We start from the raw sequence: 13,947 nt of genomic DNA, 5'->3' as shown, positions 1-13,947 counted from the left end.
GACCCACCAGGTGAAGTATGCCCGGGGTCGGAGAATGAGCGGAGAGGCGACACGCCCGACCGCGTGGACCGGAAGAACCATGACAGATGAACAGCGGCGATGGATCGGGTGCGCCCCGGTCGTGATGGTGGCTGATGCGTCTTCGTGTGTTCGGGCTGTGCAAATGAGGGTGATTCGGGAGCGAAAGCTTCTGGGTCACAACGTAAGCGGAGAAAAGGACACTCAGCGTGGCGGGACAGAAGATCCGCATCAGGCTCAAGGCCTACGACCATGAGGCGATCGATGCGTCTGCACGCAAGATCGTCGAGACGGTGACCCGCACCGGTGCCCGCGTCGTCGGGCCGGTGCCGTTGCCGACCGAGAAGAACGTGTATTGCGTCATCCGCTCGCCGCACAAGTACAAGGACTCGCGCGAGCACTTCGAGATGCGCACGCACAAGCGGCTGATCGACATCCTCGACCCGACGCCGAAGACGGTCGACGCGCTCATGCGCATCGATCTGCCGGCCAGCGTCGACGTCAACATTCAGTGACGGGGATTGCAGATATGACTGACAACAAGAACAGGCCCGCCGCGGGCATCCTGGGCACCAAGCTCGGTATGACCCAGGTGTTCGACGAGAAGAACCGCGTCGTTCCGGTGACCGTCGTCAAGGCCGGGCCGAACGTGGTGACCCAGATCCGCACCGAGGAGCGCGACGGCTACTCCGCCGTTCAGATCGCTTTCGGCGCGATCGACCCGCGCAAGGTGATCAAGCCCGTCGCCGGGCAGTTCGCCAAGGCCGGTGTCACCCCGCGTCGCCACGTCGCCGAGATCCGCGTCGCCGACGCCGGCTCGTTCGAGGTGGGCCAGGAACTGTCGGCCGATGTCTTCGAAGAGGGCACCTACGTCGACGTGACCGGCACCAGCAAGGGCAAGGGCTACGCCGGTGTCATGAAGCGTCACGGCTTCAAGGGCCAGGGCGCGGCCCACGGTGCGCAGGCCGTGCACCGCCGGCCGGGCTCCATCGGTGGTTGCTCCACCCCGGGTCGTGTGTTCAAGGGCATGCGGATGGCCGGCCGGATGGGTAACGACCGCGTGACCACGCAGAACCTCTCGGTCCACAAGGTGGACGCCGAGAACGGCCTGCTGCTGATCAAGGGCGCGATCCCGGGCCGCAAGGGCGGCATCGTGATCGTCAAGAGTGCTGCGAAGGGTGGTGCCCGGGCATGAGCACCGACACTGTGAAGTCGGAAAAGGCGACCAATCTTACGCTTCCGGTGAAAGAGCCGGGCGGCAAGACCAACGGCACCGTCGAACTCCCCGCGGAGATCTTCGACGCGACCGCCAACATCGCGCTGATGCACCAGGTCGTCGTGGCCCAGCAGGCCGCGGCTCGCCAGGGCACGCACGCCACCAAGACCCGCGGCGACGTCCGCGGCGGTGGTAAGAAGCCGTACCGCCAGAAGGGCACCGGCCGCGCCCGCCAGGGTTCGACCCGTGCGCCGCAGTTCACCGGTGGTGGCACCGTGCACGGCCCGCAGCCGCGCGACTACTCGCAGCGCCTGCCCAAGAAGATGAAGGCCGCCGCCCTGCGTGGCGCCCTCTCGGACCGGGCCCGCAACGAGCGCATCCACGTGATCAGCGAACTGGTCGCCGGCCAGACGCCGTCGACCAAGGCCGCCAAGAACTTCCTGGCCGAGCTGTCGGACCGCAAGAAGGTTCTGGTCGTGGTGGGCCGCGAAGATGTCACCGCGTGGAAGAGCGTGGCGAACCTGCAGGGTGTGCACCCGATCGCGCCGGACCAGCTGAACACCTACGACGTGCTGCTCAGCGACGACGTCGTGTTCAGCGTCGAGGCGCTCAACGCGTTCGTGCACGGCCCGGCCGAGTCTGCACAGGAGGAAAGCAAGTGACCACCATCGCCGACCCCCGCGACATTCTGCTCGCGCCGGTGATCTCCGAGAAGTCCTACGGGCTGATCGAAGAGGGCACCTACACCTTCCTGGTGCACCCGGACTCGAACAAGACGCAGATCAAGATCGCCGTCGAGAAGGTTTTCGGCGTCACGGTCACCAGCGTCAACACTGCCAACCGTCAGGGCAAGCGCAAGCGGACCCGCTTCGGTTACGGCCAGCGCAAGAGCACCAAGCGCGCGCTCGTGACCATCTCGGCCGACAGCAAGCCCATCGAGATCTTCGGAGGCCCGGTCGCCTAAGCGGTCGGATCTTCAGAAAGCAGAGAAGAACTCATGGCAATCCGTAAGTACAAGCCGACTACGCCGGGTAGGCGCGGGTCGTCCGTTTCGGACTTCGCCGAGATCACCCGGTCCACTCCCGAGAAGTCGCTGCTGCGCCCGCTCACCAAGTCCGGTGGTCGTAACGCGCACGGCCGGATCACCACCCGTCATCGCGGTGGCGGTCACAAGCGGGCCTACCGTCTGATCGACTTCCGCCGGTTGGACAAGGACGGCATCCCGGCCAAGGTCGCTCACATCGAGTACGACCCGAACCGCACCGCCAACATCGCCCTGCTGCACTACGCCGACGGCGAGAAGCGCTACATCATCGCTCCGAAGGGCATCGCCCAGGGCACGCGGATCGAGTCCGGCACCGGCGCCGACATCAAGCCCGGCAACAACCTGCCGCTGCGTTCGATCCCGACCGGTACCACCATCCACGCGGTGGAGCTGCGTCCGGGCGGCGGCGCCAAACTGGCTCGTGCCGCCGGTATGAGCATCCAGCTGCTGGGTAAGGAAGGCGCCTACGCCGTCCTGCGTATGCCCTCCGGTGAAATCCGCCGCGTCGACGTGCGCTGCCGCGCCACCGTCGGCGAGGTCGGCAACGCCGAGCAGTCGAACATCAACTGGGGTAAGGCCGGCCGTATGCGCTGGAAGGGTCGCCGCCCCACGGTCCGTGGTGTCGTCATGAACCCCGTCGACCACCCGCACGGTGGTGGTGAGGGCAAGACCTCCGGTGGTCGCCACCCGGTCTCGCCCTGGGGTAAGCCCGAAGGCCGTACTCGTAAGCCCAACCGTCCGAGCGACAAGCTCATCGTCCGCCGCCGCGGCAAGAAGCGTTAAGGAGGAGGTTAAAGATGCCACGCAGCCTCAAGAAGGGCCCGTTCGTCGACGAACACCTCCTCAAGAAGGTGGACGTCCAGAACGAGAAGGGCACCAAGCAGGTCATCAAGACCTGGTCGCGTCGTTCGACCATCATCCCCGATTTCATCGGCCACACGTTCTCGGTCCACGACGGCCGCAAGCACGTGCCGGTGTTCGTCTCGGAGAACATGGTCGGGCACAAGCTCGGTGAGTTCGCGCCGACCAGGACGTTCCGGAGCCACGTCAAGGAAGATCGGAAGAGCAAGCGGCGATGAGCGAACAAGACACCACGCTTCAGAACCCGACCGCGCGCGCGACCGCGAAGCACGTTCGCGTCACTCCGATGAAGGCTCGCCGCGTCGTGGACCTGGTCCGCGGCAAGCGGGTCGAGGATGCGCTGAACATCCTGCGCTTCGCGCCGCAGGCCGCCAGCGAACCCGTCGCCAAGGTCGTGGCAAGCGCCGCGGCGAACGCCGAGAACAACTTCGGCCTGAACCCCGACACCCTGGTCATCTCGACGGCGTATGTCGACGAGGGCGCGACCATGAAGCGTTTCCAGCCGCGTGCCCAGGGCCGCGCGTTCCGGATCCGCAAGCGCACCAGCCACATCACGATCGAGGTCGAGAGCGTCGCCAGCGCCGCCCCGGCTCGTAGCCGCCGGAAGGGAGGGGCTAAGTAAATGGGACAGAAAATCAATCCCCATGGCTTCCGCCTCGGTATCACCACCGATTGGAAGTCCCGCTGGTACGCCGACAAGCAGTACAAGGAATACGTCAAGGAAGACGTAGCGATCCGCAAGCTGCTGAGCACGGGTATGGAGCGGGCCGGCATCTCGAAGGTCGAGATCGAGCGCACTCGTGACCGCGTCCGGGTGGACATCCACACCGCGCGTCCGGGCATCGTGATCGGCCGTCGCGGCGCCGAGGCCGACCGCATCCGCGCCGAGCTGGAGAAGCTCACCGGCAAGCAGGTTCAGCTGAACATCCTCGAGGTCAAGAACCCCGAGTCGGATGCGCAGCTGGTTGCCCAGGGTGTGGCCGAGCAGCTGTCCAACCGTGTGGCGTTCCGTCGCGCGATGCGCAAGGCCATCCAGTCGGCCATGCGTTCGCCGAACGTCAAGGGCATTCGAGTGCAGTGCTCGGGCCGCCTCGGTGGCGCCGAAATGTCGCGCTCGGAGTTCTACCGCGAGGGTCGGGTGCCGCTGCACACGCTGCGCGCCGACATCGATTACGGCCTGTACGAGGCTCGCACCACCTTCGGCCGCATCGGCGTGAAGGTGTGGATCTACAAGGGCGACATCGTCGGCGGCAAGCGTGAGGTCACCGCCGCCGCCGCGCAGCCCGAGCGTCGCGAGCGTCGGGAGCGGCCGAGCCGTCCGCGGCGGTCCGGTTCGTCCGGCACCACCGCGACCAGCACTGAAGCCGGTCGGGCCGCCACCGCGGTGGCGGAGCCGCCGGCAGAGAACCAGGAGGGCTGACCCGTGCTGATGCCCCGCAAGGTCAAGCACCGCAAGCAGCATCACCCCCGTCGTACCGGTATGGCCAAGGGCGGCACCTCGGTGGCGTTCGGTGACTTCGGCATCCAGGCTCTGGAGCCGGCCTACGTCACCAACCGGCAGATCGAGTCGGCGCGTATCGCGATGACCCGCCACATCCGTCGTGGCGGCAAGATCTGGATCAACATCTACCCGGATCGCCCGCTGACCAAGAAGCCGGCCGAAACCCGCATGGGTTCCGGTAAGGGTTCGCCGGAGTGGTGGGTCGCGAACGTCAAGCCGGGTCGCGTGATGTTCGAGATGTCTTACCCGAACGAGGAGACCGCTCGTGAGGCGCTGCGCCGCGCGATGCACAAGCTCCCGATGAAGTGCAGGATCGTGACCAGGGAGGAGCAGTTCTGATGGCTACCGGAACTCCGGCCGCAGACCTGCGCGAGCTCAACGAGGACGAGCTCGTCGCCCGCCTGCGTGAATCGAAGGAAGAGCTGTTCAACCTGCGCTTCCAGATGGCGACCGGCCAGTTGCAGAACAACCGGCGCCTGCGTGTGGTTCGTCACGAGATCGCGCGCATCTACACGGTCATGCGTGAGCGCGAGCTCGGCTTGGCCTCCGGTCCTGAAGGCAAGGGAGACGCCGCATGAGCGACGTAAAGGGCCCGGCCAAGACGCCGGCCAAGGAGACCGAACGTGGCTCGCGCAAAGTGCGTGTCGGTTACGTCGTCTCCGACAAGATGAACAAGACGATCGTTGTCGAGCTGGAAGACCGTAACCGGCACCCGCTCTACGGCAAGATCATCCGCACCACCTCGAAGGTGAAGGCGCACGACGAGAACGAGATCGCCGGTGTCGGCGACCGCGTGCAGCTGATGGAGACCCGTCCGCTGTCGGCCACCAAGCGGTGGCGGCTGGTGGAGGTCCTGGAGAAGGCGAAGTAGGAAGACTCCTTCTTCTCCGGCCTCGGCTGTGTAGTCGAAATACGAAGGCCCGCTTCCCGGTTCGGGAAGCGGGCCTTCGTGCATCCGAGGCCGATCATTCCGCTTGCGGCTTCGCCGGACCGGCAGCTCGTTCGTACGCGACGGGTCTGCTACGACCACACCGGCCGGCGAGTGTCCGCCGCGTTCGTATGATCGTCGGATGCGGATTCCCGAGCGTATTCGACCAGATGTCCGCACCCTGTGGGAGTACAACCTCATGGGGCATGAGGTGCGGCCGGTGGATGTGGGGATCGGGCTGGGGAGTCACGACATCGGGGTGGCGGTGTATGCGGTCGAGTTGTTTCGGCGGGGGATCTTTTCGACGATCGTGTTCAGTGGCGCCAACGCGCCCACGACGGTGGCCGAGTTTCCGGACGGGGAAGCGGTTCACTATCGGGAACACGCTGTCGCGCAGGGGATTCCGGACGACGCTGTCCTGGTCGAGCCGCGCGCCACGAATACCGCTGAGAACATCGACCTTTCGCGGGCGTTGCTGCGCGACTCAGGTCGCGTCGTGCGGTCGGTTCTGCTGATCTGCCGGCCGTATCAACAGCGGCGCAGTTATGCGACCTGCCGGAAGCGCTGGCCGGAGGTCGAGGTGGTGTGCGGATCGCTGCCGGAGTCGCTGGACGACTATGTGGCGCGGATCGGCGATGCGGAGCGGGTCGTCACGATGCTGGTGGGGGATACGCAACGGGTGTGGCGGTATGCGGCCGAGGGATGGGCGATCGAACAGGATGTTCCGGACGCGGTTCGCGTCGCGTACGAGCGGCTGGTGGCGGCCGGCTTCACCGGACGTCTGCTGCCACCGCGCGGGTAACCGGCCGGCCGCCGGTGGCCGTCGATCGGGACATACCCACCGACGGTGATTGACTGGGTTGCCCACAGCCGAGAATCGGTAGATTGGTCGCGTCCTCCGGACATCGGCGGGAGGAACGAGAAGGTGTGGGGTGTAGGGAATTTCGATTCGCTGCGACTACCGGCGGGAGAGCGGTGATGCGGGTTGTGATCGCGGGCGCAGGGATCGCCGGGCTGACCGCGGCGGCCTGTCTGCACCGGGTGGGTATCGACGCGGTGGTGTTCGATGCGGTGACCGAACTGCGTCCCCTCGGTGTCGGGATCAATCTCTTGCCCCATGCGGTGCGGGAACTGGTCGAGCTGGGAATCGGTGCGGCCCTGTCCGATTGCGCGATCGCGACGTCGCGAACGCTGCACCTGGATCGGTTCGGGAATCGAATCTGGAGTGAGGCACGCGGATTGGCCGCCGGTCAGCGCTGGCCGCAGTATGCGGTCCATCGCGGCGAATTGCAGGAGTTGCTCGTGGAGCTGGTGCGTGCCCGGCTGGGAGCGGACGCCGTGCGTGAAGGGCTGGCGCTGCACTCGTTCACCGAGGACGCCGATGGGGTGCGCTGCCGGTTCCGCGACCGGTCCGCGGGCCACTTCGTCGAGGAGACCGCGGATGTATTGATCGGCGCCGACGGTCTGCATTCGGCCGTCCGAGCGCAATTGCACCCGGCCGAGGGTCCTCCGCTGTGGAACGGCATTCGAATGTGGCGGGGCGTCAGTGAGATTCGGCCTTTCCTGGACGGCCGGACGATGGTGGTCGCGGGTTCCAACCACGCCGCGAAATTCGTCATGTACCCGATTTCCGGCGCCGCGCATCGTCGGGGGAGCTCGCTGGTGAACTGGGTTGCCGAAGTGCGCGTGCCCGATACGGCGGCGCAGAGCCCGGACTGGAATCGCGCCGGGCGGCTGGCGGATGTGCTCCCGCACTACGACGGTTGGCACCTGGCCGGTGTCGACGTTTCCGGCTTGCTGCGCGCCGCCGCCGAGGTGCTCGAGTATCCGATGGTCGACCGAGACCCGTTGCCGCACTGGGGGACCGGACGCGTCACGATAATGGGCGATGCCGCCCATCCGATGTATCCGGTCGGCTCCAACGGCGGCTCGCAAGCCATTCTCGATGCCGGCGTTCTGGCGTCCGAACTCGCGGCGGCCGCCGATCCGATCGCCGGGCTGGCGCGCTACGAGCAGGTCCGGCGGAAGGCGGTCAACGCCATCGTGCTGGCGAACCGTGATATGCCGATGGACCGGGTGCTGCACGCGGTGGCGCAACGGGCGCCGCTCGGCTTCGATCGGATCGAGGAGGTGCTCACCGCGGCCGAACTCGCCGGCCTTGCCGAGGCGTACCGCCATGCCAGTGCTGCTGTTCCCGTCGACCTCGCATCGGACGCGGTCGCGGCAGAAGCCACGACCTATGCCGCCGGTGCCTCGGCGGACGACGGCCGTCCGTACGACTCAGGGACGCGGTGACCGGTCTCGAACGCCGTCGCGCGCTGCGGCGCTGTCGAGCCCAGTGACCGCAATCGACGTCCGAGCGGGGTGGTTCCTTCGATCCGGGGCCGGCCGGTGAGGTAGATACTGCCGGGCGCGTGGCGCACCACGCCGACGATCGCGAGGGTCACCGCCAGGACCGCGACGAACAACAGCGCCGTCGCGCCCACGGCGCCGACCGCGTCGTGCAGCCGCGGGTAGAGGGGGATCAGCAGTTCCAGCACGATCGGATGCATCAGGAAGACCGCGAACGAGCGATCGGCGCCGTAGCGCGAGATGCGGCCGACGACGCGGTACTTCGGACGCAGCCAGGACCACCACGTACTCACGGTGTAGAGGCCGACGATCAGCGCGACGAAATAGACGGCCATGTACGGGTTGAAGACGTTGTCGGCCTGCCACGGCGTGGTTCCGCCCGCGACGGCGTGCTGATAGCACCACTCGGCGCCCGCCGCCACGAGGACAGTGCCGAGGATCAGCAGCGGGCCGAAGCGGCGCACGGCCCGGTCGACGGTGCCGATATGCCAGGCGGCGACCGCGCCGAACAGGATGTAGAACTGGTACGGCAGTACCGTCACGTAGAGGTGGTCCCACAGCTGCCCCGGCATACCGGTGAGCGTCGGCGGATGCGTGAGGGCCCCCAGCATGCCCGCTTGGACGAGCGCACTCGTCGCGAGCACCCAGCGGTGGTGGCCGGCCGACCAGCGGACGAACCGGAGCAACAGCGGGAAGAGCAGATAGATCTGCATCGAGACCAGCAGGAAGTACAGCTGATACCAGGCCTCTCCGGTCACGAGTTCGACCGCCAACCGGCGTACCGCTCCCGCCGCGGACTCCTCATGAATACCGGCGACCACCGAATATCCCCAGTAGAACACCGACCAGAGGACATAGGGGATGCCGACGAGGGCGAAGCGGCGGCGCCAGAAGTGTGGCGCGTCGAAGGACCGGTCGGCGTACTGGTAGATCAGCACGAATCCGGTCAGTGTGAAGAAGGCCTCGCGAGGAAAGTGCAGCAGCACCATGACCCCGTTCGCCGACACATTGTTCGGATCACTGGATCTGTCGATCACGTGTACGGCGATCACACTGGCGAAGGTCAGGATCCGGAACAGGTTGACCTGATGCAGATAGGGCCGCGACGGCCGGGGTTGTGCGGCCTCTCCGGATTCGGTCGTGACGGAGGTGGGCGTACCGCGGACCGAGGTCGCAATCGCCGTACTCATCGTGCCGTGATCCGTGGGCAGGAGCACCGTCCGTCGCGCAGCAAGGTCGCCGACGAATGCGCTCGCGGAAAGGTCTCGATCATCTGCTTCCTCGAGTCGGTCGTCGCACTCCATGATTACGACCGAGCCTGTGAGGTTCCTTATCGGGCCCTTCGAGGCGCCTGAACCGGCTGGTAACGGCGTCGCGAATCGGCGCTCAGCCGCCGACCGCCACGGGCATGCTGATGCGGCGCGCCGCCTCCAGAATTCCCAGTATCCGGGAGCCCGGCAGGCCGATGGCGGCACCGATCGCGGCCGGAGTCCACGATTCGTCGGTGAGGGTCAGGATTTCGGCGAGCTGGTCGACAGACAGCTTGGACAGGCCGCGGCGGCGGATCTCGTGAGCAACCGAGCGGATGGCGACCTCGCCGGTCTCGTCCTCCGCCGAATCGACAGCGGGGGAATCGACGGAGGCGAATTCGGCAGGGACAAAGTCCGGGGCGGCGGATTCCTCAGCGGCGGATTCACCGGCGGCGACGTCCTCGATATCGGCGAATTCGGCCTCGTCCACCTCCGCGATCTCGGTATCGGGCAGGGCGGCGGCGTCGATATCGGTGTCGAGCAGGGGGGCGGTGTCGTCCGGCGATAGCGTACGTTCGACGTCCTGCGCGGCCGCGTTCGCCCGCGGTGCTTCGGCGACCGGATCACCCAGCACCAACTGCACGGCGTCGTCCACGGCCCGCCGCGTGCGCGTCTTGCGCGGTTCGTCGGAGACGATCCGCAGCCCGGCACCGTGCGATCCCGACCGCTCATCGGAGCGCGCGGGCGCCTCGGCCTCCGCGACCTCCGTTGGCGCCGAGGCGTTTACCGACGGCTGGTCGGCCTTTACCTTTGCCGCGTCGGCGGAGTCGTCGGTGGCCGTCGCGTCGGTAGGGTCGTTGGTCGCTGTCGCGTCGGTGACCACCTCGTCTGCCGCGGCCGGCTCGGCGAGAGCGGGGCCCGGCGATTCGAACGCCACCGAAACGGTAGGTGTGGTGCGCGCGGCGGACTGCGACGGGGAAGACACGGGTTCGGGCGCTGCCTCGGCCGCGTCCACCGTGGCAGCCGTAGGCCGGCAACGTTCCACCGCGTCCGCGAGCAGCAGCGAGGCATCCCACCCCGCCACCGAAACCGGTTGCGGCGCAGTGGTCGACGGGAGCTGTGGATAACTGGGGAATTCCGCGGTCCCGGCGGATTCGGGCAGTGGACGCGCCTCCGCCCAGTCCGGAAGGTCGTCGCCGCGGTAGCTCGGGCGGTACCCGGTCGGCGGCAGATCGGAGTCGATGTCCTCCATCGGGATGTCGTCGATGAGCTGGGCGTAGCGCGCGGAAACCCAGGCGTGCAACCAGATCACGACGCCCACCATGACGGGGGCGACGGCGGCCTCGGCGGCGCGCGCCGGTGCGCCCGCGACCAGATGTGGGCCGGCGTTGAGGGCGATGGTGACGCCGAGCAGCGCGGTTTCCAGGAAGACGACCTTGCCGCGGTCGATATCGCGGCCCCACCGGGCGGCGGTGGTGGCGACCACCATGATGGTGATGATCGGGATCGAGATCATCGCCTCGAAGCCGTAACTGAGCCAGTACAGCGGATCCGACATGTCGCCGCTGGGCACGAGGTTGTGCTGGACGTTCACCCCCGCCCACACCATGCCGAGGACGACGACGCCGATCAGTGCCCGCGAGGACCATTCGGCGCGGCGGAACAGTTGCGCCAGGCGCGCATCGGGATTCGACACCCGCATGCGCGCCGCGCGGGCCCGCCGGTGCCAGCGGGCGTCCGCGTCGTCGGCCCGGCGCAGGGCGAGAGCGACGCGGCGATCACGCTTCTCGGCCGACAGCTGGCCCGTCACCGCGCGCTTGCGCTGCCGGCGGCGCTGGGTGCGAATCCATTCGGCGAGATCGCGTTCGGCGGCGATCTCCCGATCGGACAGTTCGGCGAACAGCGCCGGGTCCGCCTGCAGGGGCAGCTTGTCCCGCGCGGTCGCCACCCGCCGGGCGAGCGCGTCGAGCTCCGCCTGCGGGGAGTGCTCGGTGGCGCCCCGGCGCCGGGCGGCCTTCGGCGTGGCCGAGGGGAGTGCGGCGTCGTGGGTCGGAGGGTGCGCGGAGTCCGCCGGAGGGACGGCGGTCGTGGTGGTCGACTGCTCGTCGAGCATGGCGTGCCTTTCCCGGCAGCAGCCGCGCTACCGAGGTCGATTACCCGAGTACTCGAACATATGTGTGATCGAAGTGAGAGAGTAATCGCGGACCATCGGCGCGGTCAACGCTTTCACCGAACATCAGTTCGGGTGAATATGCAAATGGGCTGCTCGGCCCGGCGATTCCGAATTGCGCTGCGACAGCGGAATTTCAGTGCACGGCGGTATGCCAGACAATGGCCGCCGCGAGCGCGCCCGCCCCGTTGAGCGACCAGTGCAGTGCGATCGGCGCGAGCAGACTTCCGCTGCGCCGGCGCAACCAGGTGAAAATCACACCGGCGGCCGCGGTGGCCAGGACGGCCAGTGCGATTCCGGCGATCTGCCCGCCCACACCACCGCCGAGCAGTGTGCTCAAACCGCGGTTTCCGCTGGTCAAGCCGAGTGACGAGGCGATATGCCAGCAGCCGAAAAGCAGTGACCCGACGATGAATACACCGCGTGCGCCGGTCGCTCGATCCAGTGCGCCGTGCAGGACGCCGCGGAAGGCGAGTTCCTCCGGAATCACGGTCTGCAGCGGAATGACGATCATGGAGGCGATCAATGCCCCGGACAGGGTCGCATATCGATTGGCGAGAAAGAACGGCCGCGTAATCGGTAGCAGTGCGCCGATCACCACCGCGCCCACGACAATCGCGACCGCGCCGAGCGCATAGAGCGTTCCGCGCCGCCACTGCCGCGGCGAAAGCCCCAATTCCGCCCAGCCGAGCCCGCGTCGCCGCATCAACAGCACGAGAATCACCGCGGCCGCCGGAACGGTCGCGATATTCGCCCATTGCGAGGTGAAATGCGCGATCAGATTCGTACCGGCCAGCACCGCCACCACGACGGCGACGTCGAGGTAAGCGTGTAACCGGCGCCCCGCGTCGACCGGGGCCGAGGACTGCACAACCCCGTTATCGTTTCGAGACATCGTCGCCAGTCTACGTTCATCCGCGCGGGTGCGCCGTGTTCGGCGGGTCACGATCGACGCGTCGGACGCCGGTGTCGCGGCTCGCGGGCGAACGACCATTCGCGCTATCCGGTCGGTTCGCCGCTCCAGCCCGCGTAATCGGTCCACGCCTGCAGGGTCCGCGTGGTCTCGAACACCCGCTCGGTCCCGCTGATCGGGTCGGTGAAGGCGAGTCGCGCGGCCAGCAGTTGCAGCGGCCGGGTGAAATCGTCCACGGGCCGATCGGTGAGGTCGGGATAGAAGTCGTCTCCCAGGATCGGCACCCCGAGCCCGTTCATGTGCAGTCGCAGCTGATGGGTGCGGCCGGTGTGCGGGCTCAGCCGGTAGCGGCCGAGGCCGTCGCGGTGCTCGATCAGTTCGATCAGCGTTTCCGCGTTGGGTTCGCCCTCGACCTCGAAGGCGCGAAGGATCGTGCGCTCCTTGACGATTCGGCTGCGCACCGTGCGGGGCAGGGCCAGTTCGGGATCGTAGGGCGCGATCGCCTCGTACTGTTTGTGCACCCGGCGCTGGTGGAACAGGGTCTGATACGCCCCGCGCCGCGCCGGATCGACCACGAACAGGATCAGTCCGGCCGTGGTCCGGTCCAGCCGGTGCGCGGGCACCAGATCCGGGAGGTCCAGGTCGCGCCGCAACCGGACGAGTGCGGTCTCGAGGATGTGCTGTCCGCGCGGAATCGTGGACAGGAAGTGTGGTTTGTCGACGACCAGCAGATGGTCGTCGCGATGTACCACGGTGACGTCGAAGGGCACCGGTGTCTCGTTCGGCAGATCGCGGTGGAACCACACCGCGCCCCCGGGGACATAGGGCGCGTCCGGCTCGATCGGACCGTCGAGGTCGACGATGTCACCGCCGGCGAGCATCTCGTCGATGCGCGCGGCGGGGACCCGGGGGAGCCGATGGACCAGATGGTCGCGAATCGTCGCCCAGGTTCCGTCTTCGGGTAACCGCAGCCGCGCCGGATCGAGTCCGTGGCGCTTGGGCAGCGGCGGCTGTTGCCGGCGTCGCACGTAACGACCCTAACGACAGCGCCGCGGTGCCCCGGATCAGAGGTCGCGGTCCCGTGCCGCCGGTCGGTCGTCTGCCATTCGATAGCGGCCGGCCTCGAGCCGTTCCAGCACGCCGGCCGTCCACTGCGACAGGTTGTCGAATGTGCCGCTCCACAGCTCGAGCAGGTCGGCGGAATGCGGAGCTTCGTACCGAGGCGGGTAGTCGGCCTTCATGGCGAGTAGTTCGTCTCGCACCTGCGCACTGCGTTGCCGTTGCTGTCGCAGCAGACCGATGACATGCGATCGCGGCAGGGTGTCCATGAACGCGATACCGGCACCGAGTTCCTCCATATCGATGCTGACCAGCGCCGCGTCCAGGAGGGTGCGGAACTCGGCGTCACCGGCCTCGGTCATTTCGAAGAGGGTGCGGCCGGGCCCGGTGCTGCTGGCCTCGGTTCCGCTCGCCTGCAGTTTGCCCTCGTGGGTGAGCTGTTTGAGGGCGTGGTAGATCGAGCCGGGCTTCACATTCGTCCACGTGTCGGCGCGCCAGGACAGCAATTCGCGCCGAACCGCGTAGCCGTATGTCGGCTGCCGCAACCGGATCACGCCGAGGACGAGTAATCGCACTGTGGACACGAATGGATGATAACCTCCACTAGTCAAATTTGAATACCGGGAGGATGTGG

The 13,947-nt window shown here is 67.3% G+C and carries 18 protein-coding genes; 13 read left to right on the top strand and 5 right to left on the bottom strand.

What is annotated here, in order from left to right:
- Positions 1-227 precede the first annotated feature (227 nt).
- The 13 genes from rpsJ to NK1_RS18845 all read left to right on the top strand — a co-directional run bounded on the left by rpsJ (position 228) and on the right by NK1_RS18845 (position 7,864).
- Positions 228-533, top strand: coding sequence for a 30S ribosomal protein S10 (rpsJ, locus tag NK1_RS18905; RefSeq protein ID WP_003938093.1), 306 nt, complete (start codon positions 228-230; stop codon positions 531-533).
- Positions 534-547: 14 nt separating this feature from the next.
- Positions 548-1,213: a 50S ribosomal protein L3 gene (rplC, locus tag NK1_RS18900; RefSeq protein WP_036498166.1), complete on the top strand. Its 666-nt coding sequence runs from the start codon at positions 548-550 to the stop codon at positions 1,211-1,213.
- Positions 1,210-1,896: a 50S ribosomal protein L4 gene (gene rplD / locus NK1_RS18895; RefSeq protein ID WP_063010355.1), complete on the top strand. Its 687-nt coding sequence runs from the start codon at positions 1,210-1,212 to the stop codon at positions 1,894-1,896. The genes rplC and rplD overlap by 4 nt, the downstream gene beginning before the upstream one ends.
- On the top strand, positions 1,893-2,198 hold the full coding sequence (gene rplW, locus NK1_RS18890; RefSeq protein WP_025347175.1) for a 50S ribosomal protein L23: 306 nt from the start codon (positions 1,893-1,895) through the stop codon (positions 2,196-2,198). The genes rplD and rplW overlap by 4 nt, the downstream gene beginning before the upstream one ends.
- Before the next feature lie 33 nt (positions 2,199-2,231).
- On the top strand, positions 2,232-3,062 hold the full coding sequence (gene rplB / locus NK1_RS18885) for a 50S ribosomal protein L2 (protein WP_036498168.1): 831 nt from the start codon (positions 2,232-2,234) through the stop codon (positions 3,060-3,062).
- Positions 3,063-3,076: 14 nt separating this feature from the next.
- Positions 3,077-3,358: a 30S ribosomal protein S19 gene (rpsS, locus tag NK1_RS18880; protein WP_030513362.1), complete on the top strand. Its 282-nt coding sequence runs from the start codon at positions 3,077-3,079 to the stop codon at positions 3,356-3,358.
- Positions 3,355-3,762: a 50S ribosomal protein L22 gene (rplV, locus tag NK1_RS18875; protein ID WP_025347178.1), complete on the top strand. Its 408-nt coding sequence runs from the start codon at positions 3,355-3,357 to the stop codon at positions 3,760-3,762. The genes rpsS and rplV overlap by 4 nt, the downstream gene beginning before the upstream one ends.
- Positions 3,763-4,560 carry a 30S ribosomal protein S3 gene (gene rpsC, locus NK1_RS18870; RefSeq protein WP_030513363.1) on the top strand — a complete coding sequence of 266 codons (798 nt, stop codon included), beginning with the start codon at positions 3,763-3,765 and terminating at the stop codon, positions 4,558-4,560.
- 3 nt (positions 4,561-4,563) lie between these two features.
- Positions 4,564-4,980, top strand: a complete 417-nt coding sequence (rplP, locus tag NK1_RS18865) for a 50S ribosomal protein L16 (protein WP_030513364.1) — start codon at positions 4,564-4,566, stop codon at positions 4,978-4,980.
- Complete coding sequence (rpmC, locus tag NK1_RS18860) at positions 4,980-5,219, top strand: 50S ribosomal protein L29 (RefSeq protein ID WP_025347181.1); 240 nt, start codon at positions 4,980-4,982, stop codon at positions 5,217-5,219. The genes rplP and rpmC overlap by 1 nt, the downstream gene beginning before the upstream one ends.
- On the top strand, positions 5,216-5,512 hold the full coding sequence (gene rpsQ / locus NK1_RS18855; protein ID WP_036498176.1) for a 30S ribosomal protein S17: 297 nt from the start codon (positions 5,216-5,218) through the stop codon (positions 5,510-5,512). Before rpmC ends, rpsQ begins: the two co-directional genes overlap by 4 nt.
- 199 nt (positions 5,513-5,711) lie before the next feature.
- Positions 5,712-6,371 carry a YdcF family protein gene (locus tag NK1_RS18850; protein ID WP_063010354.1) on the top strand — a complete coding sequence of 220 codons (660 nt, stop codon included), beginning with the start codon at positions 5,712-5,714 and terminating at the stop codon, positions 6,369-6,371.
- A 176-nt stretch (positions 6,372-6,547) separates the two neighbouring features.
- Positions 6,548-7,864, top strand: coding sequence for a flavin-dependent oxidoreductase (locus tag NK1_RS18845; RefSeq protein ID WP_063010352.1), 1,317 nt, complete (start codon positions 6,548-6,550; stop codon positions 7,862-7,864).
- Here NK1_RS18845 and NK1_RS18840 read toward each other — a convergent pair.
- The 5 genes from NK1_RS18840 to NK1_RS18820 all read right to left on the bottom strand — a co-directional run bounded on the left by NK1_RS18840 (position 7,807) and on the right by NK1_RS18820 (position 13,897).
- Positions 7,807-9,111 (bottom strand): acyltransferase, encoded by a 1,305-nt coding sequence (locus NK1_RS18840; RefSeq protein ID WP_167354274.1) that lies wholly within the window; start codon positions 9,109-9,111, stop codon positions 7,807-7,809. The genes NK1_RS18845 and NK1_RS18840 overlap by 58 nt on opposite strands.
- Positions 9,112-9,307: 196 nt before the next feature.
- The gene (locus tag NK1_RS18835; protein WP_063010348.1) at positions 9,308-11,284 is read right to left on the bottom strand and encodes a hypothetical protein; all 1,977 of its coding nucleotides are present in this window, start codon (positions 11,282-11,284) and stop codon (positions 9,308-9,310) included.
- A gap of 193 nt (positions 11,285-11,477) precedes the next feature.
- Complete coding sequence (locus NK1_RS18830; protein ID WP_063010400.1) at positions 11,478-12,236, bottom strand: CPBP family intramembrane glutamic endopeptidase; 759 nt, start codon at positions 12,234-12,236, stop codon at positions 11,478-11,480.
- Positions 12,237-12,340: 104 nt separating this feature from the next.
- A complete protein-coding gene (locus NK1_RS18825; protein WP_063010346.1) occupies positions 12,341-13,282 on the bottom strand; it encodes an RluA family pseudouridine synthase in 942 nt (313 codons plus the stop codon).
- Positions 13,283-13,318: 36 nt separating this feature from the next.
- Positions 13,319-13,897, bottom strand: a complete 579-nt coding sequence (locus tag NK1_RS18820) for a PadR family transcriptional regulator (protein ID WP_063010344.1) — start codon at positions 13,895-13,897, stop codon at positions 13,319-13,321.
- Positions 13,898-13,947 lie beyond the last annotated feature (50 nt).

Origin of the sequence: Nocardia kruczakiae NBRC 101016 (assembly GCF_001612965.1) — a bacterium.
Classification (GTDB): domain Bacteria; phylum Actinomycetota; class Actinomycetes; order Mycobacteriales; family Mycobacteriaceae; genus Nocardia; species Nocardia kruczakiae.
This window is presented reverse-complemented; position numbering and strand designations above follow the sequence as displayed.

Coding starts and splice junctions, on each gene's coding strand:
- NK1_RS18850 (WP_063010354.1), top strand. CDS start 5,712: ATGCGGATTCCCGAGCGTATTCGACCAGATGTCCGCACCCTGTGGGAG.
- NK1_RS18840 (WP_167354274.1), bottom strand. CDS start 9,111: ATGAGTACGGCGATTGCGACCTCGGTCCGCGGTACGCCCACCTCCGTC.
- NK1_RS18835 (WP_063010348.1), bottom strand. CDS start 11,284: ATGCTCGACGAGCAGTCGACCACCACGACCGCCGTCCCTCCGGCGGAC.
- rplC (WP_036498166.1), top strand. CDS start 548: ATGACTGACAACAAGAACAGGCCCGCCGCGGGCATCCTGGGCACCAAG.
- rpsQ (WP_036498176.1), top strand. CDS start 5,216: ATGAGCGACGTAAAGGGCCCGGCCAAGACGCCGGCCAAGGAGACCGAA.
- rplV (WP_025347178.1), top strand. CDS start 3,355: ATGAGCGAACAAGACACCACGCTTCAGAACCCGACCGCGCGCGCGACC.
- rpsC (WP_030513363.1), top strand. CDS start 3,763: ATGGGACAGAAAATCAATCCCCATGGCTTCCGCCTCGGTATCACCACC.
- NK1_RS18845 (WP_063010352.1), top strand. CDS start 6,548: ATGCGGGTTGTGATCGCGGGCGCAGGGATCGCCGGGCTGACCGCGGCG.
- rplD (WP_063010355.1), top strand. CDS start 1,210: ATGAGCACCGACACTGTGAAGTCGGAAAAGGCGACCAATCTTACGCTT.
- rplB (WP_036498168.1), top strand. CDS start 2,232: ATGGCAATCCGTAAGTACAAGCCGACTACGCCGGGTAGGCGCGGGTCG.
- NK1_RS18830 (WP_063010400.1), bottom strand. CDS start 12,236: ATGTCTCGAAACGATAACGGGGTTGTGCAGTCCTCGGCCCCGGTCGAC.
- rpmC (WP_025347181.1), top strand. CDS start 4,980: ATGGCTACCGGAACTCCGGCCGCAGACCTGCGCGAGCTCAACGAGGAC.
- rpsS (WP_030513362.1), top strand. CDS start 3,077: ATGCCACGCAGCCTCAAGAAGGGCCCGTTCGTCGACGAACACCTCCTC.